This window comes from Novipirellula herctigrandis (assembly GCA_007859835.1).
Taxonomy (GTDB): Bacteria; Planctomycetota; Planctomycetia; order Pirellulales; family Pirellulaceae; genus Novipirellula_A; species Novipirellula_A herctigrandis.
Genome location: SJPJ01000001.1, coordinates 4,842,601 through 4,869,465, shown reverse-complemented (window position 1 = coordinate 4,869,465; position 26,865 = coordinate 4,842,601). Strand labels below are relative to the sequence as shown.

Sequence of the window (26,865 nt, the reverse complement as noted above, 5' to 3'; positions counted from 1 at the left end):
TCAAGCAGCACACGCGGCAACTCTGGATCGCCCTGAACGAATCCACAGGCATGTGAACGAACCGGCACCCCCAAACGCTACGTTTGCTCTCTCAGAGAGCCTCAGATTCGCGGCGAAGCTTGGACGGTGAGAATGTTCCATCAATTCTTTAAGTAATTTGTAACTTGACTAGATAGCCCACTCTACGTGGTGTGTTACAATGTCGCACCGGGGTATGGCAGGGGGATTCAATCTCCCAAAAGAGCGGGGTAGGTACGGCGAAGTCACTGATGGACCTATGAAGTGCTTTGTCGTGTCAGATGGCGGGCAATGATTGCCGCTGCACCAATCCTCTAAGCCAAAGCCGGTTGTGAAATTGCCGACTCAAAAATTTCTCCACTGACCATGTAAGGTCGTCTTTTTGGAACGCAGCAAAGCGACGCTGCTATTGGAGTTGAGTTGATGCTTGGAAGAAATCGCAAGCGTGCTGCGCAGGCAAGTCGTCGGAAGAGAGAGGTCCAAGCCCGCAAGACAAAGCGTTTGCTGTTTGAGGGTCTCGAGCAACGGATGTTATTAGCCGCCGATTTTGTTTTCGATGCCAATGACGCTGGGCGAGAACCATTCAATCTTCGGCTGGCGAGTGACGGAACCAACCTACAACTGATCGATGCGATTGATGGAAGCGTTCTGAAAGCTCAGTCCATTGCCGACAACTCCGGTTCCGTAGTCCTCACTGGATCGAGTCAAAGCGACACACTGCTCTTGGACGCTTCGCTGCCGGTTTTATCGATTCTGTTTCATGGTGGCGATGGAGTCGACAACTTGATGGGCCCGAGCAGCGACAGCATATGGCGCATCACGGGTCACGACACAGGCACGATTAACGGCAACGTGAGTTTCGTCGGCGTCGAGAATTTAACCGGCGCGAATGGCAACGAAGACGAGTTCATTTTTACACCGAGCGGGCGGCTAACCGGATTGGTTGATGGTGGAGTCGCTGGTTTTGACACATTGGTGGTCGAAGGCAATTACGACTCGGGCAGGATGACGGCATCAGGTCCCGATTCGGGGACCGTCACGCTTGACGGCAACTTGATCACCTACGCAGGGCTTGAGCCCATCAGCATCAACGGTACGACGAACATCGTCATTGAGGGATCCGCCGATGATGATACGTTGGTTGTCGTGGAGAGCGCGACCGAATACACGGTCCGCGCCACCACTGGGACACTCGAAGAGGTTTCGTTTCTCAAAGCGGGACTGCAGTCCCTTTCGATTGATGGTCTGGCGGGTAACGACAGCATCACCGTCGACGCGAATCTTGTTCTCGACGGTGCGTTGACTCTTACCGCCGAGACGATCCGTGTCGCGGGAAAATCAGTAACTGGGGCGACCGACATCACGCTGACGGCATCGGCGCGGGATAACGGAAAAATCGAAGAAGTGATGGCCAATCTCGGCACAATCGATGTCGCATTCCCCGTCGAGTTGAGTGGCTTCTTTTATTCCAAGCCGGCGGCGCTAATCGATCTGACCGGCGCGACTCTGGTTGGCGATGCGATCACTATAAATGCAAGTGCGTCGGCACCGATCAACCCCGATGCAGCCGCCTTCAGCAAATTCGAAGGGACGGGCGTCTACGTAAAATCGTCCGCGGAGATCAAGATTGTCAATGCAAACATTACAGCCGACAGTCTAAACGCCATCGCGACATCGAACGTTTCAAGTGCTGAGGCTGTCGAGGCTACGGGAACTGCGGCCACCAGCGATGCGGGCATCTCGGTGGCGGTCGTGGACAGCAGTGCGGTCGCAGAAGTTGGTGGTACTAGTGTGTTAACCGTTTCGGGCGATGTCACCATCGAGGCCAGCAACACGATGAATGTCGACGCCAGCGTGGACGGCGGCATCAAGGGCACCACGGTGAAGGGTGCCACGTTGGCGGTTGCCGTGGCGGAAGCGGAAACCCGTGCCATCATTCAAGGTGGTGCCTCCATTACCGGAGGCGCCGATTCGGTGACGATCAAGGCAACCACAAACAATACAGCCAAAAGTTCAGCCACTTCGACGGCCGGTGGTGCCGAAAAGAGCGACACACCTGCCGAAGCAACCAAGTCCGAAAAGGTTCTTGCGGATCCCGATGGTCCCCAAAAGGACAAGGCTGAAAAGACAAAGACGGCCGATGGTGATGTTTCATTCGCTGGTGCTGTGGCAGTGACGTTTGCCAGTAGTCATACCGTCGCATTCATTGATACTAGTGGCAGCGTTGTCTCCGAGAGCAATATCAACGTTACCTCTAGCTCAACGGATAACTCGTCCGCTACCGCCACTGGCAAAAACACGGGTGGCACGGCGACCGGTGTGGGAGTGGCGGTCGCTTTGAATTTTGCGGATGTCATCAGCGACGCACACTTGTCCGGTACCGGCAGTTTGCAAGCCGCCGACACGATCGACGTCAGTGCGACTTTGACGGGCGACGATGGCTTTTCTGCTTCAGCGACCTCCGGTTCTGGCAAGGCTAGTGAAGTTGGCGTAGCCGGATCCTTGGCGATCAATATTGTCAATACCGATGTCAAAGCGTTGGTGACGAGCGGCGCGACTTTGAATTTGAACAACTCGAATTTGAAACTCGCGACCGAGTCGACGACCACTACGACAACCACCGCGGATGCTCAGCAGACCGAAGCTGGTAAGAAGGGGATCGGTGCATCGGTCGCTCTAGGAATTAGCAGCAACCGCAGCCGGGCGGAAGTGGAAACGAATGCGCACTTTAGTGCTGCCGACAGTGTCACGATTTCCGCGGTTGGCGCACACGCAAACAACACGACCGCGAATGCTGGCGCAGCGGGTGGTACCGCAGTGACTCCGGTGGTTGCGATCTCGATGGCGTTTAACGACACCTTTGCTCGCATCAACGCGGGAGCGGCGATCACCGTTAGTGGTGACATTGATATCCAATCAAACCAAGGCAATGACACCACTGCCACAGCCGAGGGTGCCACCAAAGGGAGCACCGCGGTCGGGGCTGCGATCGGCATGACAGTCGCCGAGGATCATTCCGATGCTTCGCTGATGCGAAATCTGACCAGCACTACGGGAGGTTTGTTGCTGCTTTCCGGTGGGGCCGCCGCAACTTTGGCATCCTCCAAAGCGGGTGCCGAAGGGGCTGAGGATGATGATACGAAAACCGAGACCGTCGATAACAAAAACAACAAGCAGCTCAATTTCGGTAAGGCTCGTGCCAAAAAAGGTACCGGCAAAGACGCGAAAGAACAGTCGACGCCAAAACCCGAGGCTCCGGACAAGGACGACGAGACAGGCACGGGAAAGGGATCATCGCTCAGCGTTGCTGCAGCCATTAGCATCAACATGCATGACGCCGTCACGACGTCGATGATCGGAGACAACCTGACCGTGAACGTTGATGGCCTAATCTCAGTGCAAGGCCTGTTGAACGTCGATGGGGCAGCCAACGCAGACGGTAGCAGCGCGACGGTGGAAAACGGCACGAGCGTCGGCGCCGCATTGGCACTCAATAAGATTGACGTGACCAATCAAGCAGTCGTTGGCGACTCGACCCTGTTCTCCGACGGATTGATCATCGACGCGTCGATGGCAGAACGCGAAATTAGTATTGCTCCCACGTCGACGAAAACGGTCGACATAAAAACCAACACCCTCTACGTCGGTGAAAAACTCGAGGATTTGTCGGCGGGTGATGAAGTCACCTATCGCAAAGGGAGCGGAAACAATATCGGCGGGTTGACGGATGGCACGAAATATTTTGTCAACTCAATCGATGAAGGCAGGATCAAACTTGCAAAGACCGCCGACGGCGACGAAATCGACCTGACTTCCGTCGGCACTGGCACCGCACACAAGTTGGAACGTGCCAATAAGACGACCATTACCTTTGATCCGAACAAAGCACAGTTCACGATCGTTCCCGATGGGGCAACCGCAATGGCAACGGGGGACGCAGTTGTCTATTCGGGCGGCGGCGGAGGCAACGTCAGTGGCCTAACCAACGGCGCTACCTACTACGTCATCATCAGGGATAGTGGAAATTTTGAGTTCGCGACGACTTACGACAAAGCGTTGGACGGCGAGGGCGAAGAAATCAAGAGTGTCGGTACTGGAAAAAACCATACGATCACCGAATCGGTCCACAGCGGAACGGCGACCGCCAATTCAGGAGCGAGCGGTGGCAAAACCGGTGTTGCGGGATCGTTGGCGATCAACGTTACCGGTGGCAACACACAGGCACGACTGAATAGTGGTGCAAGCGTCACACTAAGTGACGGAGGCGACTCGAACACGACGGTTGAAGATGTCACGCTGAATGCAAATGCAAGCACAAACAACCGAGTCACCGCAACTCCCGCAGACAAGTCGAGCGGATCCAACCTCGGTGTTGGGTTATCGGTCGCGGTAAATGTGACCGGGCACGACACCACGGCTTCGATTGATTCATCCGCCAACGTCATCGATGCAAGCAATGTCGCACTGAATGCAAGCAGCCAACACACGATGTTGACCATTGCTGAATCGGGTGCGGAATCTGACAAGACCGCGGTCGCTGGTTCCGTCGCGCTGGGGCTTTCTAATAATGGTACGACTGCAACGGTCGCTACTGGGACGACTGCGTTAGACGTCAATGGCAACCTTTCCGTTATTGCGGATGGCTCGCAAACGCAGAAGACGACAGCCGATGGCGAAACGGGCGGTGATGGCGTTGGAGTAGGTGTCTCGTTTGCCTTGGGCATGATGGAGGACGACAGCACCGCAAGGCTTCAGCGAAACGTATCGACCGCGGCCGATGTGAACGTTGATGATGTCACGATCCAGTCCAACGCTGTTGCTACGGTGGAAACCGAATCATCGGCCAGCGCGAAGGGCGCCGAGGATTCGGAAGACGAGGAAGAAACCGCCGACAAGGAGACGAAACGGAACACGAATTTCACCAAGAAACTTGGCGGCATGTCTATCGATGACGACGCAGATGTTCCAACAAGTGGCGACCGAGTGGATGATGCGAACACGAAGTCCGAAGCGGAAACCGAAAACCCTGGCGGCAAGGATGCGGGTAAGGACGACAGCGGTAATGAACCAACCACCAAAACGAAAGGTGGCAAGGTCAAAGTGGCTGCTGCGATTGGGGCAAGTGTATTGTCATCGGATGTCACGGCAAACATCGCAAATGGTGTGATCATTCAATCAAGTGGAAACGTCAAGGTCCAAGCGATCGGTGATGCTGACGCGGCCACGTTTGCGACCGGATTGGCTGTCGCCGATGATGGCGGGACCGGAATTGGAGCGGCCGTATCGGTAAACGTCGTTTCGATCGACACCACCGCATCGGTCGGCAATGGAACGTTGACAGCCAAATCGCTTTCGGTTGAAGCGGGTACACCCACCGACGAAAGTAGCGATTTTAAATTGCGATCGGTGGCGGGCGGTAAGACTCAAAATGGAACTGCGATTGCCGGCGCCGTCGGCGTGAACGTGGTCACAAGCAATGTGGCCGCCACGATCACCGCGGGTGCGAAAGTGACGACGGATGGACCGGTGGACGTAGAGACACGGAACCAAGTGGGCATCCAGACTCTGGTTGGCGGCGCCGCACAGAGTAAGAAAGCGACCGACGAAAACGCTGCGACTGGCGCGAAAAGCAAGGGAAACAGTTTTGGAGCCGCCGTCGGCGTCAATCGGGTCAGCACAAGTTCGCTGGCGACGATTGGTGCCGGTGCCGACATCGAGGCAGGCAGCGGCGATGTTTCCCTCAATGCTGATTCCGCGGTCCTGCCCCTCGCAATTGATTTCCCCGATTTCCCAATCGAGAAGCTTAAGGAATTGCTTGAGGAGCAGATCGAGGCAGTTCAAAGCGCATTTCCGATGGTTACCATGGTCGTCGCCGGCGCGGGTGATTCCGCAGGTGGCTCGGGCGTCGCCGGTTCGGCCGCTGTCAGTGTTTACGATATCACCACCACTGCGAACCTTGGCGACGGTTCTAAGGTCGATGCAAAGAATGTCGTTGTCGAAGCGAATGACAAACTTGGAATCATGAACTTCGTTGGCGCGTTAGCCCGAGGGTTGACCAAGGGTGGATTCGGCGCGGGCTTGGACATCGTGATCATCGATGACAAAAACACCACGGCATCCGTTGCATCGGACAACGCAGCGACTGCTGCGACGATCAACGCCAGTGGTAATGTCACGGTCGAGGCAACGAGCGAGGAAGATGTCTTCTCACTATCGGCCAACGTTGGCATCGGCAAATCAACAGGGGTGGCGGGCGCCGTTGTTGTTGTCATTCAAGATACCACGACATTAGCGTTCCTGGGTCCGCAATCGGCTGTCACGGCGCAAGGCAGCGTCCATGTTGCGGCCGATAGCAATACGTCAATTGATGCAGCCGCCGGAGCCGCCGCCGGTGCATCGGGTGTGGCACCGACAAATCCTGAAAGTGGGAGCGGCGGATCCGGTGGAACCAGCGTTGGTGCTTCGGTCGCCGTCGTGGTTGACGATGATAAAACCGAAGCGTTTATTGGATCGGCTGCGAAGGTCAATGCATTCGGTAAGGGAACGAACGCCGCGATCAATGTTCGTGATGGCCGCTATGACAATAATGGGAATCAGGGGACATCCGCGGTTCGTGGCTTGGCTGTCACTGCAACCTCGTTTGGCGATGTGCTGACGGTTGGTATCGGTGCTGCAGCGGCGGCTGGCAAGACAGGCAGCTCTGTGGGAATCGGACTGTCGGTTACCGTCAACGTGCTTTCAGGCGATACGCTCGCTCACGTCGACAACGGTGCAACCATCAACGGAACCAATGCCGGTGCGGGTACGTCGCAAAGCGTTGTCATGCGAGCAGCCGACAAAACGATTCTTAACAGTGACGTCGGTGGTGCTGCGTTGTCGTTGGGGACAGGCAGCTCGAAACGCTCGATTGCGATCGGCGGTGCTGTGGAAGTTGGCATCGTCGAGAACAACGTCCGTGCATCGTTGGACGGGGCTACCGTCAACGCCCTCGGCGCGCTAATCCTCGACAGCCACTCGACGTCCAATCTTGATACGCTTGCGATTGGAGTTGCAGGTGCTGCCAAGGGAGGTTCGGGGGGCGGACTCGCCTTAGCGGGCGCCGGTAGCGGAAGCGGTAACACGGTTGACAATACCGTCGAGTCAATGATCCGCAATAACAGTACGGTGAATGTCGGTGGCGCGGTAACGTTGTCGGCCACGGACAACTCCTACATCAATACGGTCGCAGGCGCCGCGGCACTTTCACTCTCCTTTGGAAGTAAAAGCAAAGCCGCAGCGGTCGGCGTCTCGGTCGCAGTCAATGATGTGGACAACATTGTACGCACTGACATCGATTCTTCATCGATTACCTCCGGTGGCAAAGTAACATTAACATCGGATTCGAAACCGACGATCAAAGCCTTGACCGTTGGCGGGGCCGTTGGCGTCAGCGGTGGTGGCGGAACGGGCGGTTCGCTCGCGGGTGCTGGTGCCGCTTCGATCAACAATATCGGCGGTAGTGTCGAGGCGATTGTCCGCGGAACTAGCACTGTCGTTGCAAGTGCGTTCTCTGTGACCGCAACCGACAAGTCTGGCATCACGGCGGACGTGGTCGGCGCCTCGGTTGCCGCGTCTGGTACGGGAGGCAGCTCGGGGGCGATCGCCATCGGCGTCTCCATCGCCAGAAACGAAATCGATAACAAGGTCAACGCCTACGTCGACGGCGCGAATGTCCGAACAACGACCGGCAATATTGGAGTTGCCGTGTTGGAAGAATCAGAGGTTGAAGCGTTGGCGGTCGCTGCGTCGGTGGCACTCAGTGGCGGTGGTTCCAACAGCCTTGCACTGAGCGGTGGTGGAGCCGAAGCAAGCAATGTGATTCTGACCAAGGCGAATGCTTACGTCAAAGACAGTACGCTTAAAAGTGACGGCGATGTCGTTATCAGCGCCACGAACACCGCCTCAATCGAATCCAAAATCCTAGCTGCTTCGGTTGCCGCCAGTGGTGGCGGAAGCAACTCGGGCGCTGCCAGCATCGGTGCCGCACGGGCCCGCAACCTGATCGGCTACACGCTGGGCGGCAATGCATCGCCCGCCGAGTCCCGCGCTTATGTTCTGAGTTCCAACATTGACGCTGCGGGTGATTTAAGCGTGACGTCATTGTCCAACCAATTCATTGATGTCCAAGTTGGTGCAGCATCGGTGGCCGTTTCGGCAGCAGGCAGTAACGCTCTTGGACTTAGTGGTGCGGGCGTCGAAGCAAGGAACCGTGTTCGGATACTCATCAGCGCATTCATCGATGGCGATGGTATCGGAACCACTGGTATCGCTGCGGACACCGTTACGGTTAGCGCCGACGATAGTTCGGGAATTTCATCCAAGGCTGGTGCTGCATCGTTGGCAATTGCCGCCGCCGGTAACGGTGGAGCCGCGTTATCGATCGGTGTGGCCCTTGCTCACAATGAAGTTGACAATGAAATCAGCGCCTACATCAAAGCCGCCGATCTGTTGGTGACTCGCACGGGCGATGTCGATGTTTCGGCGCTGTCCAGAGGAACGAAGCTCTTTAATCTGGATACTGCCGGTGCACAACTTGTCACCGCAGCTCAATTGAACGCGCAAGCCCTCGGCAAAACGGAGGATGCGGCAATTCTTGCCAAGCTAAAGGCTCAGTTCAAGTCGAAAGGGACGTCACTATCAAGCAAGACTAGGATATCGACGCTGGATGATGGAAAGAGTTGGGCCGTCGCGGACCCACAAGCCAACACGACCTATGTGATCAGCAACGTCAACAATGTACTACAAGTTTCCAAAACGACGATCGAAGCGATCGCAGTCGCTGCATCGGTAGCCGCCGGCTTTGGTGGCACAGGTGGCGCGGGACTAAGTGGAGCGGGCGCCGATGCGACCAATGTGATCCTGACGGACACCAACGCTTATATTGAATCAAGCAATGTTACGAGCGCCGGTGCGGTCGACTTGAGCGCGGCGAGTACTTCATCGGTGATCGCCACCATCATCGCTGCGTCGGTGGGTGTCGGAGTCGGCGGTACGGGTGGAGTCGGTGCGTCGATTGGTGCGGCGCTCGCAGAAAACTATATTGGTTTCGATAAAAACGGTGCCGCGGACACTGCAGAAATTCAAGCCTATATTAAGGACTCCAGTATCACCGCTGGCGGCGATTTGTCCGCGACTGCCATTGCCAATCAAGGGATTGGTGCACTCGTTTTTGCCGGATCGGCTGCCATCGCTGGTGGTGGCGCGGGTGCCGTTGGGCTGAGCGGCTCAGGCGTCAATGCCAAAAACAAGATCGGTGCTACCGTCCAGGCATACATCGACGCCGACGGTGCGACCGGCATCACCGCCGACCGCGTCACCTTAACGGCTCGCGATACGTCGAACATCAAAGCGGATGCGGGTGCCGTTTCGCTGGCGGCTAGTTTTGCTGGCGCAGGTGCGGTTTCCTTCTCCATTGGCATCGCGTTAGCTGCAAACGAAATTAGCAACCAAATCGCTGCCTATATCGACAGTGCAGATAACACGATTACCACTACCGTCGGCGATGTTTCATTGGAAGCGTCCGAGATGGCCACGATCCGCTCACGGACCGCGGCGGCGGCAGCCTCGGTGGCAATCAGCGGCGCAGCCGGATTCGCGGTTGCCGGTGCCGGCGCTATGGCGTCGAATGTGATTACGGGCGGAGTCCTTGCGTCCATCAAGAACAGTGATGTTGACAGCGCGAAGAACGTTTCGGTTAAAGCCTCGAACGCATCGACGATTGACGCTCAAGTGCTCAGTGCTGCCGCGTCATTAGGCGTCGGCGCGGCTGCGGGCGGCGCGGTTTCCATCGGTGCTTCGATTGCCGAAAACTCCATTGGCTTTGACGCCGACGGAAACGACTCTCCACTGCAAGTCCAGGCATTCGTTGACAATTCGACCGTGGATGCCATCGGCACGATCACGTTGGATGCCATGACCAAGGAACAGATTCAAGCGAAAACGTTCGCTGGTTCTGTTGCAATCGCCGGCGGAGTCGGTGCTGGGGCAGGTGCTGGCAGCGGTGTCAATACAACCAACAAAATCGCTAACAACGTGGAAGCGTTCGTCGCTGGGGATGCGTCGGCTGTCACGGGAAGTTCAATCAGTGTTAACGCCAAAGACGTCTCGACAATTACCGCCGACGCTGCTGCGGCCTCGGCCTCGGCAGCCATTGGCGTGGGGGCAGCTGTTTCGATAGCGATTACATTGGCGGAAAACTTGATTGAAAATGAGGTGGAGGCGTCGTTCCGAGGCGGCGACGTGACCGCTCGATTGGGCGGCGTATCGGTGATCGCGATTTCCGAACCTACGATCAACTCCAATGCGCTCGCTGGTGGGGTCGCAGCTGGATTGAGCGCAATTGCCGGTGCCGGTGTTGCTGTCAAGAACAACATTGGCGGTTCGACAAAAGCTCTCGTGCATGGTGGCACGGTCACTGCAACGGCAGGCGAGCTCAAAGTCGATTCTCAATCGGTCGCACTTCCAACCGTGGTTGGTTCAGGGCTCGCCGCTGCGGCAGGTTTCGGTGGAGCCATCGGTGCGGTGTTCACGGAATCGACGGTTTCTGGAATAACCCAAGCACGTCTTGGTGGAACGATTGATGTCGATCGGTTGGCCGTCAATGCACGTAGTACCGACGACGCTCGAGCGAAGTCCCAAGCGGTTTCCGGCGGACTGTTTGCTGGTGGAGTCAACAAGGCGACAGCGTCCGTCACATCCACGGTGTCGACGTCCGTTGATGACGATTCGACGATTACGGTGGCTCATGACGCGACCATCGGTTCCGCCGGATCGGTCTATGGTGAGTCAAAGTCGATGGGCGTCACGGTCGGTGCACTTGCAGTCGGCCTATCGATCGCAGAATTGACATTGAACCCCGCCGTACAGACAACGATCGGTGATGGAGTGACCCTGCGATCCGATGGTCAAGTCACGATTTCGTCCCATCTCGAAAAGAACGAGGGTTTCGTCGAGACCAAGGCGTCCGGTGGCGCGCTGCTGGGGGCCAGCGGTTCCAAATCGAAACAGGTCATCCGAGCGGATGTCGCGACCCAGGTTGGTGATGGAGCAACGATTCACGGTGCGAGCGGAGTGGATGTCACATCGCAATCGCAGACCAAACTGCTAGACAACGCCATTGTCGATACGAGCGGTGGCATTGGGCTGCAAAGCGCCACAGCAGTCGAGACGATCAACACCGGCGCCAGCACCACGTTGGGGGCAAACGCCAGTGTGATTGCTGAACGCGGCATCGCGAACATTCGTTCCCAGAATGACGTGGATGTCAGGTCGCGGACGTATGCTGAATTCCTCGGAATCGGTGGCGGTGCCGAAGCGTTCTCCAGCACAACGATTTATGGTCTCGATGATGCAACGCTTGCCGAAACGGTCCTCGGTACCGGCAGTTCGATCACGGCATTCCAAGCGAACATTGATGCCAACGTCAATTCAATCATCGTCGATTCCGACGCTCAGGGAAGGCACGTGTCGGCAGGTGGTTTCGTCGGAACGACTTCAAAAACCGACATCGATTCAAATGCAGTCTTGAATCAGCTCGCAGGAGCCACGATCACTGCTCGAGACATCAATGTCACGTCCCGCCAAGGGGCCATCAACGTCAATAATTTTGGGAAATACAACGGACTTGCATTGATCGCCCGGCAAACGGGTGACGTGGTCGCAGATGTGAACCAGATCTCGGAGTTGAACATCGCGAAGGACGCCGTATTGGCGGGCAACACGATTAACGTGATGGCAACCGGAGCGACCGGCCCCGTTGTTGCGGATTCGGACCTCAGTGCGACGGCAGTAGCGCCGATCGACGACGTCAATACGGCAAAGTCAGTGGTCACGGATGCCAAAATTGATGTCGCAGGCAAACTACTGCCCGGCACGAACTCGGCTCATCTGTTCGTGGGTGCCGATGGAACGATTTTCAATCAAGCATTCAAGCTTGGTGCCGCGACGGCTAGCGACATTGTGATCGACGGATTGAATAAGGCGACGGGTCCAAGCATCACGATCAAGGCAACGAAGTCGAACATCGCCGGTGCGAATCAGCAGAAAGAATCGGTCACGATCGAAGACACCGCATCCTATTCGGTGCCCGATCGCTTCCGGGACGTCTCGATTGAAAACCGATCAACCAAGAATCTCGACATCAACGGAATCGACGTCCTGTTTCCGACTTTCACGGTGACCCCGGTCATCACGCCCGCGCCCAACCAAGCACTGAAAGATGACGGAGTTCGCGCGCTAAGCAGTGTCGAGGTTGAGATTCAAAACACGCACGCTACAGCGCTCACCGACGTCTTTTTGGATGGCGCGATCAATAATCCGACGGGACTGACCACGATTGTTGCAACCGAGGGTTCGATTTTGGATCGTGTCTCTGGAGCAACGACGCGGATCAATACAGCCACGTTGAACTTAAACGCAGGAAAAGACACCGGGAAATCGGGCAATGTTATTCAGGCAAATATCCTGCAAACGTCGGGGCTCGATCCGACGCCGACGCTGCAGAGCGAAGCGGGAGGCAATGTCGCGATCGCACTGACGACAAGCAACCAGTCGGTGGAGGTCCTGGGAATCGAAGCGGCCACCGGGGGCATCTCGCTTGATTTTGCTGGCAAGCCCGTGGTGATTGGCGGTCCGATTTCAGTGCTGGATTCGAGTCAAATCACCATAAGCAATGTCGCATCGATCAGCGACGGCAACGATAGGGGTTCTGATATTGTTGCTGGAAAGCTAGCGGTCAGCGGTAGCAATGGCGATCTTGGCGCTGCCGACAATGCGCTGGAAACTCACCTGAATAACGTTGAAATCGCAACGACTGGTGACATATCTATTAGCAATGACCGATCATTGACCATTGGCGGCGTCAATAGCCTCATCGGTTTGACAGCAGGCGGAGCAATCGATGTAACAGCGGTAACTTCGATGTCGATAGCAGAAGACGTTGAGGCGGTCGGTAATGTGCGTCTGGTTGTTCCGGACGAAATTGATCCGACCGCGAATCAAGTGTCACTTGCAGCGAACATCCGTGTTGAGAGCACTGGCGGTGATGTCGCATTATTGGGAGGTGACGTATTTCCTTTGCGACCTGGTCATGTTTTGCGTGCCAACGGTGGAACAGGTCAAGTCACGATCGGAATCGATTGGCTCAGTGCCGACACTGGCACAACCACCTTCACAGTCCCGACAAAGGCGGACGCGATCATATTAGCTGGCGAGTTGCGAGTCGTTGGCAATAGAGACACCGATGTTCTGATCGTTCCCGACCTATTCATGCCGGTCACCTTTGAAGCACAGGGTGGATCGGATTCTATCGATGCGAGGCTAAGCCGCGTTCCTACGGCGGTCACCACGTTGTCGACGATTGACGCTGAGAAAATTGATTTCAAACACAACTTGGCCAGTCCTACCGATTGGATCCTCGATACCAAAGCATCATCGCCCGAAGAAACGCTCTTTAGTGGCACCAAGTTTCAAGTTAGCGAATCGCATCTTAATTCCAACGGAAATCCGATCGTGCGGTTGATGCATTCGCAAGGGGATGCATTCAATGCGATGGATGTCGATTATCGCTTTGGAACCGGCAATACGAAACTGACCATCTTGGCGATGCGGCACGGAGCCCAATTGGACTTCCAGAACGGCGCCGATCAGGTAACCATCGGTGGTTTCCGTGGTACGACTGCGATTGATCCGGGCAAGATTGAACGGCCGATCGTGATCAACGCGGGTGGCGGAACCGATAAGTTTAAATTGGTCGAACCGCGATCGCGTGACAACATTGTCCCGATCGGACGCATCGGGCGCACCGCTGACGGCCTCGGTGGTCTGGTTCAAGATTACAGTGCGAGTTTGAAGGAAGGATCGCCACGACGAGTCGAGTTCTTCGGTTTTGAAACAGCCGATGTGAACTTGGGCTTGGGTGATGTTGCTTCAATCTTTACGGTACTCGATACCGTTATCCCCACGACGATCAATGCGGGGACGAAGAGCGACACGATCAACATTCGCAAACTGACAAAATCGACGACGGTGAATTTGGGATCGGGCGACGACACAGTCAATCTGCAAGGCGGGGGTGTGTCGACGTCGGGCCTACAACCGTTGTTGGTCATCAACGGTGGCGAGACAGGCGAAAAACCAGTCACCGAAGTCGATGGCGGCGATCGAGTGTTGTTAGGGTCGACGCGTACGTTCAATAGCAGCAATGTCAACGTGCTCGATGGAAAGAACGCCATCAAACTATTTGGTACGGGATGGGAACGTGGCGAGCAATTGCTATTTACCTCCGATGCAACGCCACCCACCGGGCTAACGTCGGGCAAGTTCTACTACGCCGTTCCCTTCGGTCGCGACATCATCCGCTTGGCACGAACCCGCCAAGAAGCACTCATTGCGAGTGACAGCGACGAGAATGATCCGAACATCATCATGTTCACCAGCAACGGCAGCGGCAACCATCAACTGACGCTTGCCGTCAATGGCAAACCGCAATGGCCAACCATGGTCGGCAGTCTGACCGGTAGCGATGCCAACCCGCTGCTAACCTACACACAGCCGGGTAACGAAACACTCGTCAACCGAGCTAGCTTCACCGGCATCGAGAAACTGAATGTGCTGCTTGGCCTGGGAGACGACACGTTCACGGTCGACAGCAGTATCAGCGACTTGAGCGTTGAACTGCGCGGCGGTCCCGGCAACGACGAGTTCCTGCTGCACGGGGTTCCCGGTGACAACACGGTCATCCTTGGTGAGAGTGGCACAGACGATTCCATTCGCGTCATCGTGGATGGCGAGCCAGTCCCCGATTCCTTTACCGCGTTGACGGTCAGTGCCGGAATCGAAACTCTGGTGATTGATAATCGTAACCATACCAAGTCGGTCGATTGGGTTGTCTCACAAGGAACGATGTACTTTGTCGATGGACGAGCGGGCGTGACCGTCGACACGGATGACGACGAAGTCACTTTCGCAGGCTTCACCGCGCCGCGGGCATTGCAAAACGGCGACCGTGTCCTGTTAACGGCAACGCTTGCCGATGGCTCGATCGGCACACTTCCCGAACAGCAGCGTAGCGGTTCTCCGGGACAACGGATCGATTTGGATCCGGGCCAGTTCTTCATTGTCCGCGAATTGGACGCAACCGTTGGCACGTTCAAACTTTCGCTACCTGGAGTCAATACCGCGCTCGACCTGACTTCGATCGGCAGTGGGACACTCTCGCTAAGACGGATATCGGCGTTGGTCAATCTGGAAGGTGCAGAGCGATCCGAGTTGATCGCGGCCGAGAATCAAGCGAATACGTTGTCGGTCGTCACTCCGCTGAATGCGACGGTGGATGTGGCGAACAATGCGCTTAGTATCATCGAAGGCGCACGTGTTTTGGATCATGAAAGTAACCTCGCTCGGGACGCTTTCCCCATCGGTCGCGTGGATGGATTGCAGGGTGTGCAGAGCGTCGTCACCAGCACTACCAATCCGTTCGTCTTCGCGGCGGGAACCGACGAGGACAAGATTGCCTTGTTCCTACGGGTCGCGGATCCCGGAATTTCTCAGGGTTCACGGTTGGTCTATGTTGACGCCATCGATGCGAACACTGGCCATGTTCCGAGTAAGCCGAGCAAGCTTGAACTCAGTCCTGATGGCAAGTTTCTCTATGTTTTGGGCGGGTTTTCTTCAGGAACCGGGAATTCCGTTCTGACGGTCTACGAGGTTGGTCAACAAACCAACGGCGATCCGAAGTTGACTTGGAAACAGGATCTCAGCGGCTCATTCTTCACTTCCGTACGTTCCAAGACCGTTGACAATCCCACGAACGTGGACTTGCCAGCTGCCGCAAATTTGTCGTTGAAATTTTTGGGACTCACCGACCTCGTGTTCAGTCCTAATGGCACTCGTGCCTTCGTGACCACAGCGGGAGACGAAGACGGGATCGCGATTTTTGAGCGTGACCCGGCGACAGGGTATCTGACCAAGGTGCTTCAGAAGTTGCGGAGGGAAAACAGTTTTGGGAAATCGATCGACGTCGGTAACGAACCGGTCGATCGGACAAACGCTGGACCGCTGGCGGATGGCAATCGGGTGATCCTGGACGATCCATTCACCCAGCCGATTACTGAAAACGGGACTTATCGCTTCTATGCACTGGGGGCGTCAACGATTACGCCAATTTTGTTCAAGCCGCTCAGCGAAGACGACCACTCGAATCCTGATAACTTGGATCGCTGGGAAATCGTTGCGACGGGTACTCGACGAGACATCCCCGGCGAAGGAGTGTACGAGTTCGAGTTTGGCTTGCAGACCGGGTCCGTTCCCAATACCGCGGGACTGTACTTTGGTTGGCTTGACGGTGGCGCTCAAGGCAACACGACCACCGTCGTGAAGCTGTCAACTGGAACCTCGTCCAATGCGTTCCAAATACGTAGTACTGATGTGTCAAACGTGAGCGGCAAAATCAGGAGTAGCTCGGCGCAATTCCGGCGTGGCGAAGCGTACTCGATGGACGCCAATTTCCAGGCTGCGGCAATCCAAGTTGGCATCGTACCGGCAAGCGGAACAAGCGGCACCAACTTGGCGAATGGTAACGTCATTGTCTTAGACGATCCGTTCACATTGCCGATCAATGATCGTGGAAACTATCGCTTCTACGCTCGCGGCGCATCGCAGATCACTCCCTTGTTGTTGCAACGCAGCGGTGCGAATGGCTGGGAGATTGTCGCCACAGGCACGCAGCGAACGATCACTCAGCCCGGTTTCAATCAATTTGATTTTGGCTGGATCGGCAATAATACGGTGTCGAATCATTCTGACCTCTACTTTGGCTGGTTGGATGGCGGTGCACCCAATGATTTTAATGCAGAGATATGGACGACCGTGAGTGTTAACCTTGCTCAAAGCAACGCGTATCGGTTCCAGAGCAATGATCTGAACAATGGGATTCAGCGCGGATCCACCATTGCATCGGCAGGCCGCATTGGCCTTGCTTTTTCGATGGAGGCCCATTTCACATCCGAAGCTCGCGGCCTCAATGATACCCAAACGATCGCAATCACCAGCGACGGAAAAACGCTTTATACCGGTGACGTTTCGGGCGATATCGCAACCTGGGACCAACAAACCGATGAATCGTTCCGATTGTCAACGAAGCAAGATTGGTTCCGCGAATCAGAGACTCCGGTAACTGGCGTCCGCTCCGTCGATCTCGGTTTCCTGGCCAATCGTGATGTGCGTGTTAGCTCGGCAGCGGATAAGAACGCCTCTATCGTCTCGATTGATACTCCATTCCCGCAAGACAACAACACGTTGTACCGCGTGAATGAAGCTGGCAATGGCATTGAATATCAAACCGAATTCGACAATTCCAATCAGTGGAAGCCTGTCTCGATTGGCCCCAGTTCGACGGGGCTTCCAGTTTTCACGCTCCCGGACATTTACGGCGGATACGACCTCGACGCGGGAATTTCCGCGCTAGCCACCAACGGCGACTTCCTGTTTGTGGGTCTACCGGCGGCAGACCACTTCAATCAGTTCACGACAGTCGATCCGCCAAACGGTGATGACGTTGGTGCAGTGCTGGTGTTGAAAAAAAGCCTCAGTATCGCCAGTTTCGATGCCCACCAAGTGATTACCGACCCCCAGGGACGCGCGGACGCGAGATTCGGTTCGTTCGTCGTCGTGGACGAAGGACGCGCCGCAATCACCCTGAACGATCCCGCAGTCAATCGTTCAAGCACATTGATGTGGAGGCATAACTCCGGCAACGATCTTTGGGAACTAACCGAAGATCGAGATTACTGGGGACCTGTCATCGACATTGACGGCGACACGGTGATTACCAGAGCTGACTTCGCCGCCGTGGGTGGAGGTATTGAAACCAATATCTATCGTACTGATTCAAATGGTAACTTCTCACGTCAAGCCAGCTTTTCAATCAATTCCATCGCCGTGACCGTCGATGGCAATACCGCCACAGCGACCGACACGAGTGGCAACATTCACTTCTTGCGAGAACAAGCGTCGGGCGAGTGGACCGAAATTTCAGCGGTCGACACGCTTGCTACGGAATCGACATTCGATGTGTTCGCGAACAACACAGCGCCTAGCCTGACGCAAGTAAGAGTCACTGGCTACAACGTTACCAACGGCAGCGACGACACGGCGGACGGCGATAACGAAGACCTCTATGTCAACCTGATTGGCCGCTCCTCCGAAAACGCACTTTATTCTTTCCCGCGCAACAACAATAGCAAACAGAACATCACGGATTTCCCTTGGCAGACGGTTTCTGGTACCGCTCCCTTGATCATGTATTTCCGAGAATCGGACGCCAACGGCGAAGATGACTTTGGAGCCATCGAATTCAATGCCTCTCCTGAACTCTACCCCGCGACAGGTTCTATTAAGGAACGTTGGTACAACATCGGTGGAGTCAGCACGAACAACCCCAGCTATGCCTGTAGTTTTGTGAGTGCTGACGTGTCCGAAATCAACAGTAGGGTCAGCACCTACCTGTGCACGATACGGTCCGATGAGGGATTCTCTTTCAACTATAACACAAACCAAGTTGACGTAACGGTCGAGGTCAAGGTTGACCGCGAGAACGACTCGATTGACGTCCACCGCGACCTCGCCGATTCACTGGGTGATCGCGTCGCGATCGGGATCACGAACCAAAACCTGGTCGAAGATTTTGCCGAGTCCGAACAACAAGCCGGTTGGTTCCACGGCGAGGGTGCGATCACCGGAATCGTCGTCAGTCCCGATGGCTCGACCGTCTACGCCACGGATGCCTCTGGGAAGGTGTTTGTATTGAGCGATCCGTCCTCGGTCGACGTGCGAAATATTGGTAAGCTCAAGCGAACGCAGCAGCAGGTTCTCTACACGCTACCAATCACCGATATTGTAGGCCCCGGTGATTCGAATGTTCAAAAACTGAGTGGTGCCAGTTCAATTTCGATAAGCCCCGATGGATCGCGCGTGTACGTGACCGCAGCCGATTCGGACGCCGTGACAACGTTTAAGGTTGACACGAATAAGTCGCTCGGAATAATCACTCCGTTTCCGGATTCGCCCGATGATCTCAACGGTGCCGCCGATTCCGCACTGGAAAAACTGGCGACCGATGGGAACCAGTTCATCGTTGTGGCCAGCGCCGATGCAAATGCTTTAACGACATTCCTGCTGACGAGCCCATCGGGTGGCGGGATCGAGGTCACAGCGGATCAGGGACCAAACCCCAATGGCTTGGGCGGTCTGGGTGATATGGATCCGCTGGACGGGCTGACCCGAGTCCAATCGCTAACGGCGAACTCGATCGCTAGCGCGGTGCCTGGTGTTAAGCAGGCATTCTATGCTGTCTCGCCCATCGACAACGTCCTGTACGTCCTCAACCAACACGCCGACGGAACGACTTCCGTTGTACAGCGATTGAAGGACGACAAGATCGGAGCGTTCGGTACGGCGGATCTATCCTTGTCGGGTGCCACCAACATTGCGGTCAGTGCCTCGGGTGAATACGTTTTCGTTTCATCCGTCAAGGAAACCGCCGCTAATGCGATCGCTGTCTATCAACGAACGACACTCAACGGAACCGCCGACGGATTAAAATTTGTCAGGGCAATTTCGACAGCTGTATTCAATTCAGTTGGCGACAATCCGATCACGGAATTGGCAATTGCTCCGAATGGCAATGTCTATGTCAGCGGTCCCAAGGGACTACAAGTTTTCACTGGCAATGCCGATACGGGATTGCTTGGACCCGCCTTGGCGGTGCAACCCTATACCGTTTCGGACATCAAGTTCTCGAACGACGGCACGACCGTTTATGCGGTGCAGCCATCGACGAATCAGTTGCTGATCTTTAATCGAACGGCAACTGCACTCAACAAGACCAACGAGATCGACACTGGTCTTGACGATCCACGTGGTGTCGAAGTCAGTCCGGCGCTAGCGGACGATGGCCAGGGCACAATTCCGGCGGGACGTTTTGTGTACGTTGCATCCGCTGGCAACAGTTCGATCTCCGTCTTTGACGAGTTCTTGGGCACGGATGACACGGTGATTGACGGCAGCCTGCATCACATCCAGATCATCCGCGAAGGCGTTAACGGCATCCGCGGTTTGGGCGGAGTTGGCGTGATCCAACTCAGCGATCCGGTAAACGATTCCGTCATTCCGTTCGAGAGTTTCAATCTAAACGAACTCACGCATACAATCACTTTCGATCAGCCACACGGGTTGCACACCGGGCAAGAAATTTGGTTCGACAACGCAGCCGAAGCGCCCCGCATTCAAGCCAGCGGTACAGCGCCGCCGTCTGATGGTGCCGTCCACTTCGATGGAGTGGACGATGTTATTGAGATCGCCGATTCGGCCCTGCTGCGCCCCGCTGCTCTCAGTGTCGAAGCATGGATCAAACCTGATCCGTCGATCGGTTCGTTTGACACTGTGTTGATGAAGACAGATAGTGACGCCTGGACCAATGGTTACGGGATGTACTATCAGGGCGGGAATCTATCCTTCTTTGTCAATCACTACTCCATTGCAAGGGTGTCCGCCGCGATACCGCTCGACCAATACTCACATGTCGTGGGCACTTATGACGGCCTCGTGATACGGCTTTACATTGACGGCATAGAGGTCGCCACAAAGAATTACACGACTCCGATCAATCATTCGACCCAGCCTCTGCTTGTCGGTCGAGGTGTTGATGCGAACTACACTTGGCAGGGGGCACTGGACGATGTTGCCCTCTATGGCACGGCATTATCGGCGGCGCAAGTGACAGCGCACTTTACCAGTGGAACCGACCAGGACTCCTATGCATCGGCCGTGCTGGCGGATGCTCCAAACGCCTATTACCAACTCAACGAAACGAGCGGCACAGTCGCCGTCGACGATTCAGGAAACGGACTCAATGGCACTTTCCAAGGTGATCCCGAGTTGGATGTGGTCTCGGCGTTTGAGACCGTGGTTGTTGATCCGATTCAAACTTACTATGTCCGTAAGATCGACGACAATCGCTTCCAATTATTTGCTGACTTGCATCTGACGATCGCGATGGACGAGGTGGATAACCTGACTCATACGATCAACACGGCCTCTCCACATGGTCTGAGTACCGGCCTTGGGGTCGTCTTCCTCGATCCACTGACGACACCGGGCGGCTTGAATGCCGATACCGAGTACTTCGTTCATGTGACCGATACCGATAGTTTTCAGCTGTTCCGCACGCTCGAAGCGGCTCAAGCAGGCGACAATGCGTTTCTGGTCCAGACCATCAAGGGTTCCGGTCCCTACGAGATGAGTGCAACCCTAACGGGTTCCGCGACGGCACTTTCGGGTGACGACGTTTTCTTTGCCAAGATCATCGAAAACCCAAATGTCATCGATAACTACAAACTGCATACCAAGATCCCTGCGGGTGCTTTCTTGTATGCGTTGGGCTATCAAGGAAATTCGATCGCTGTCTTGCAACGAGATCTCGACCCGTCTAGTCCGACAGTTGGACAGCTATCGTTCCTGCAAGTGCTTAATAACAACGTCGGTAACGCGACAGGCGGAGCAAACTTTGGTTTGTACCGGCCCGATTCGATCGTCACATTGGCTCACGATACATCAAGCGTGTTCGTTAGTTCGAGTTTCGATCCAGACATTTCGGGCAACCCCGGCGGTTTTATTACCTTGCACAATAATGCCGACGACAGCCCCATTCTGCCGCCGATCGAAACGCAACTGCAATTTTCCAACATTCGGTCGGTTCAAATTGCAACCGGTGCTGGCGAAGATTTCGTCACGATTGACGAGGCCCCTCGAGTTGACATTGATCTAGGAGTCTCGACGGGCGCCGGCGATGACTTGTTGACATTCAACGATGCCGCGACGGAAGGCACGACCAAGTGGAACACGGGTTCAGGCGACGATACGGTCAACTTCCGCACGGCCATGACGGTCGTTCCTGAGGGTATCGGGGGAGAACACACCGGTGGAGCCCATCTGGAAGGCACGACAGGCGATGGTGCGGACGTCGTTCGCATCACCCAAGTCGCAAATCAATCGGTCGTGATCATCTCAACCGAAGGACCGACGGACGATCCGAGTAACAACTGGGTCGATCAAATTTACGTTAGCGCAAAGAGTCTCGGCAGCGGCAGTGACGTGACGGTCGATGTTGGTAACGGTGGAAGCAACGGCGACCTCGTCAACTATGAGCTCGGTGGCGATGGATCCAACAGCGGCGGTTCGGTGCAGCAGATTCCTGGTTCTGGCGCCTTCACCATGATGGTCGATGGCGTGAAGGCACAGCCTTCGCGAACCCGTTTTCTCACTCCCAATGATTCTCCACTGGCCAAAACCGTGGGGACCATCTCGATCAATGAAGGCGAATCGTTGACATTGGACGCCCGCGGTAGCACACTGCCCGCCGACGGCGCCAATGAGCTCAGTCAAATTACCTATTCCTGGGATCTCAATGGTGACGGAAACTTTACGGAATTGGTCACCGGCCAAGACCTAGTCACTCTCTCGTGGCAAGATCTACGCGACTTTGGCTTTGACGCCGCTGACTTAACCGGCGGCAACGCCCAACGACGAGTCACGCTTCAAGTCGCACGTGTTGTCAACACCATGGATGCGATAGGCAATGTCACTTCGACAGAAACGCAACTCAGTGACGCCGAGTTGCTCATCAACATCAATGACGTTTTACCCGTCGTCAGCGTGACCGGCTTGTCGGTCTTCACGGCCAATTTCAACGATTCCCTCTACACGCTTGGGCTAACCGCCTCGGACGCGGGTGGCGACGAAGTGACACAGTGGCAAGTCGATTGGAAAGATGGAACCGCCGTTGAGACGATCGATGCGGAAATCGTGCCTACTCATTTTTATGAGCGTCCCGGCACCTATGCGATCGCGATCATTGGAATCGACCAGAACGGCGTGCAGACAACGCCGTCAAACAAGACCGTTGAAGTACAGTTTGATGCTTCCTCGTTGGTCACGGGTGGCCCCTACTCGATCGATGAAGGTCAGTCGTTAACACTCAATGCAGACGCCTTTGGATTGCCCAATGCCAATTCCTATCAATGGAGTTTTGGGAAAGCCAACGGCACACCGCAAACAGCGGCTTCAGGCGGATCGATCCAAACCATCGACTGGAATGGTCTGAAAGCACTCGGTGTCACAAATAACGGTGCATTCAACTTGACCTTGACTGTCACCTATGGCTCGACACCAGTCGTTGCGACGACAACGCTAACGGTTCGAAATGTAGCCCCAAACGCACGGATTGAGAACAACGGACCGATTAACCAGGGACAAGTGGCGACCGTCAGCTTTGTGGATGTTGCGGATCCTAATGATTTAGATTTGTTCCAGTTCCAATACAACTTCGGTGATGGATTTGTGACGGGTAGCGCCACACAAATCGTTCCAGCCTCGCTTGGTGCCGGAACGCACGTCATCCCGACGCGATTGAAAGATGGTACAGCAACCGTCGACTACTCGACCACCGTTGTTGTCAACGATTTGCCACCGGAATTGACGATCACTAGTCTCAGGTCCGGATTGATTGAAGTCGAAGAAGGTGAACTGGCAATCGTCACCGGCAGCTTCAGCAATCCCGGCGGTGGTTCCGTCACTTTTAACGCCTCGCTCGGTACCGTTTCGAAAGATGTCACGAACGGTACGTGGAGTTGGACGCATACTGCTGCCGACAATACCGACATCGCGCGACCGGTCACCATCACAGTGACGGACGCCGAGGGCTCAACATCCAACGTAAACTTCAGCTTCGTTGTATCGAACGTCGCACCGAAGGCTAATTTTGTCATTCCCAGTGGCGTTGAAGAGGGTGATACCGGTGTCAACGTTCGGTTCACACAGGTCGCGGACCCGTCATCTGTCGATACGACGTCGGGCTTCACCTATTCGTATGACTTTGGCGACGGCAATGGTTTTGTACCCGGTAGTGCAACACAAGCGGTACCCGCAGCGATCGTTGCCGACAGCGGCGAGTTTCTGATTCGCGGACGAGTGATGGACAAGGACGGCGACTTCAATGAATATTCGCGAGTGCTGGTCGTTGAGAACACGATCGCGCCAATTGATACCGTTGCGATGACTCCCCAGCAGATCGCTTCTGCTGCTCCGGTCACCTTGACGGGAACCTTTGGAGTGGATGCTGGCGTCAATGACACGCACACCGTCGAGATCAACTGGGGCGATGGCCACGTCGATCGTCTCTCTGCTTCGAACTTGCTTGGTATTACGACACGTGGCACTGGATATTCCGATGCTAATGCGGTTGGAGTTACGGGAGGTAGCGGAACAGGTATGGCGATCAATATCAGCACGATCAATGGCGGTATCGTCGACGCCACGATCGCCACTCCTGGCACGGGCTATCAAGCCGGTGACGTGCTGACCGTGAAGCGTGGTACCGCTGCTGGTGACGCAAGAATCACTTTGGGCGCCTTTGACGAAGTCACTCGATCATTCACCGCCGTCCATTCGTATGCCTATGGAAATGGCACGCTGGCGAACCCGATGATCGTCAAGGTCAGCGTGTCGGATGATAACGGCGGCCATTCCGAGCGAACACTTTCAGTGGACGTCGTGGGGGCGCCCACCATCACGAGTCCGTCCAAGATACTTGTGCCAGATCACCAGACCTCGGTGATCGATGTCCAAGCAACCGATCCGGGAACAGACACCGAAGGGAACGGTCTGACCTATCAATTGAGTGGAGGTGCTGACAAGGACCGTTTCGCGATTGTTGCAGCAACGGGCGTGTTGAGCTTTAAGGTTGCTCCCGACGCGAACGCTCTTGCCGACGTTGGCAGTGACAATGTCTATGATGTTCAGGTCAGTGTGACGAACAAAGCGGGTCTCACGGATGTCCTCGATATCGCAGTCACCGTCGTTCCAGCGGATGTAAATGATCCGCCTCTGATTACGAGCGACTTCGAAGTGAGCGTTGCAGAAAACGAAACGTTTGTGATTGACGTCGAGTCATTTGATTTGGATGGCGAGACCGAAGGCGCAGGTTTGACCTATAGCCTGACAGGCGGTACTGATCAGAATCGCTTCTCGATCGTTCCCGCAACGGGCGTACTGACGTTCTTGGATGCTCCCGACTTTGAGACTCCTCAGGATACCGGCACCGACAATGTCTACGATGTCCAAGTCACGGTAAGCAGTTCCGGTGGGCTGACGGATGTTCAGGACTTTGCGATTACCGTGACGAATGTCGTTGAATTACCAACTTTCGACTTTGGAGACGCTTTCGATTCGGCTGCTTCACCACGGTATCCAACCCTGCTAATTCACGATGGTGCTCGTCACACCGTTGGTTCCCTTTTCCTAGGTAGCGGGGTGGATTCGGAATTCGATGGTCAACCAAGGTTCGACGCGAGTGGCGACAACGATGACGGCGTGCTTGCGATCACCAGCTTGATTGGCAGCGACGTCGCCACCCGTTCGAGCGTCTTCTTCACGGCTTCCGAAGCTGGAAAACTGGATGCTTGGATCGATTTCAATGGTGATGGTGACTGGCTCGATGCAGGCGAACAAATTGCCATTAGCCAACCGGTCGAAGCGGGTTCGAACGTGCTTGGTTTCAGTGTTCCGGTCACTTCCGTCCCAGGTGCCACCGCAGCTCGTTTCCGTCTTAGCACCGAGGGCGGTCTGTTACCGACAGGCTCCGCAGTGGACGGGGAAGTCGAAGATTACATCGCGACTATTTTGGATGGTGATGCACCAACGAAAAACGATGTGGAATTCCATCCGTTGGTTTCGGATACCTTCGAAATCATCATCGGTGGCAGTGACGTCGTCGTCAAACTCGGTACGACCGAGTTGTTCCGCGCACCCGGCAACTCGTTGAAAGCGATCCGAATCGCTGGGACCGATGGCGATGACACACTGAGCGTCGCCAAACTTGACGCAGTCTTTGGCGGCCTGATCGGTGGAGACTTCGGTAACGGCAACGATACGTTGCGACTGACCGGCAGTGGTCAATCGCTTGATTTGACAACCATCGCGGATGACGTCATTCGTGATCTTGAATCGATCGATATTCGTGGGAATGGAAAAAATCGTCTGATATTGAAAACGAGCGATGTCCTCGCGTTAACCGGTACCAGCAACGAACTGAATCTGTTCATGGACGCGAAGGATACTCTCGACACGCAAAATGACGGATTCATCATCATCGGGACCGAAGTGGTTGATGGACAATTCCAAGTGATCGCTCAATCGGGCACTGCGAGGCTCCACATTCGTGGTGCGGGATGGACGAACCCGCTCGCTGCACTTGATGTGAATGGTTCACAGTCGATTACCGCGCTTGATGCCCTGAAAATTTTCAATCAACTGAGCCAGCCTCAGTTCGTAGTGGGAACAACATCCAAGTTGGTCGATCCGGCCACGCTGCCTGACTTCTCGACGAATTTCTTTGATGTGACCGGCGACGGAAACTTAACTGCCCTTGACGCACTCATCGTGATCAATGCGTTATCCAACAAACCGTCGGCCAACGCTCCTGCGGGTGAATCGATCGTGGTTCTTAGTTACCCGCAATCGTTCACACTTTCTTCCCAAGCGGAACCATTCCTCGAAGAGGAAAGGTCAACCATCCTGCTCGAATCCACCGATCGACTCGGAACGTCCGAAGTATGGGGAATGCAGAGCGTCGAGCGACAGGCAGCCGAGAGGGTCGAAATTGCCCAGGATGAGCTCGATACCGATGCAACCGCATTGGACACAAGTTTGATCGACCAAGTGTTTGAGGAACTAGCGATCCCTACCGACGGATGA

At 55.3% G+C, this 26,865-nt stretch carries 1 protein-coding gene; it reads left to right on the top strand.

Translation table 11 applies throughout. The annotated features are described in order from the left end of the window. Positions 1 to 441: 441 nt before the first annotated feature. A complete protein-coding gene (locus tag CA13_RS17730) occupies positions 442 to 26,865 on the top strand; it encodes a LamG-like jellyroll fold domain-containing protein (protein ID WP_146398839.1) in 26,424 nt (8,807 codons plus the stop codon).

Excerpts from the sequence above, each read along its gene's own strand:
- CA13_RS17730 (WP_146398839.1), top strand. The coding sequence starts at position 442 with ATGCTTGGAAGAAATCGCAAGCGTGCTGCGCAGGCAAGTCGTCGGAAG.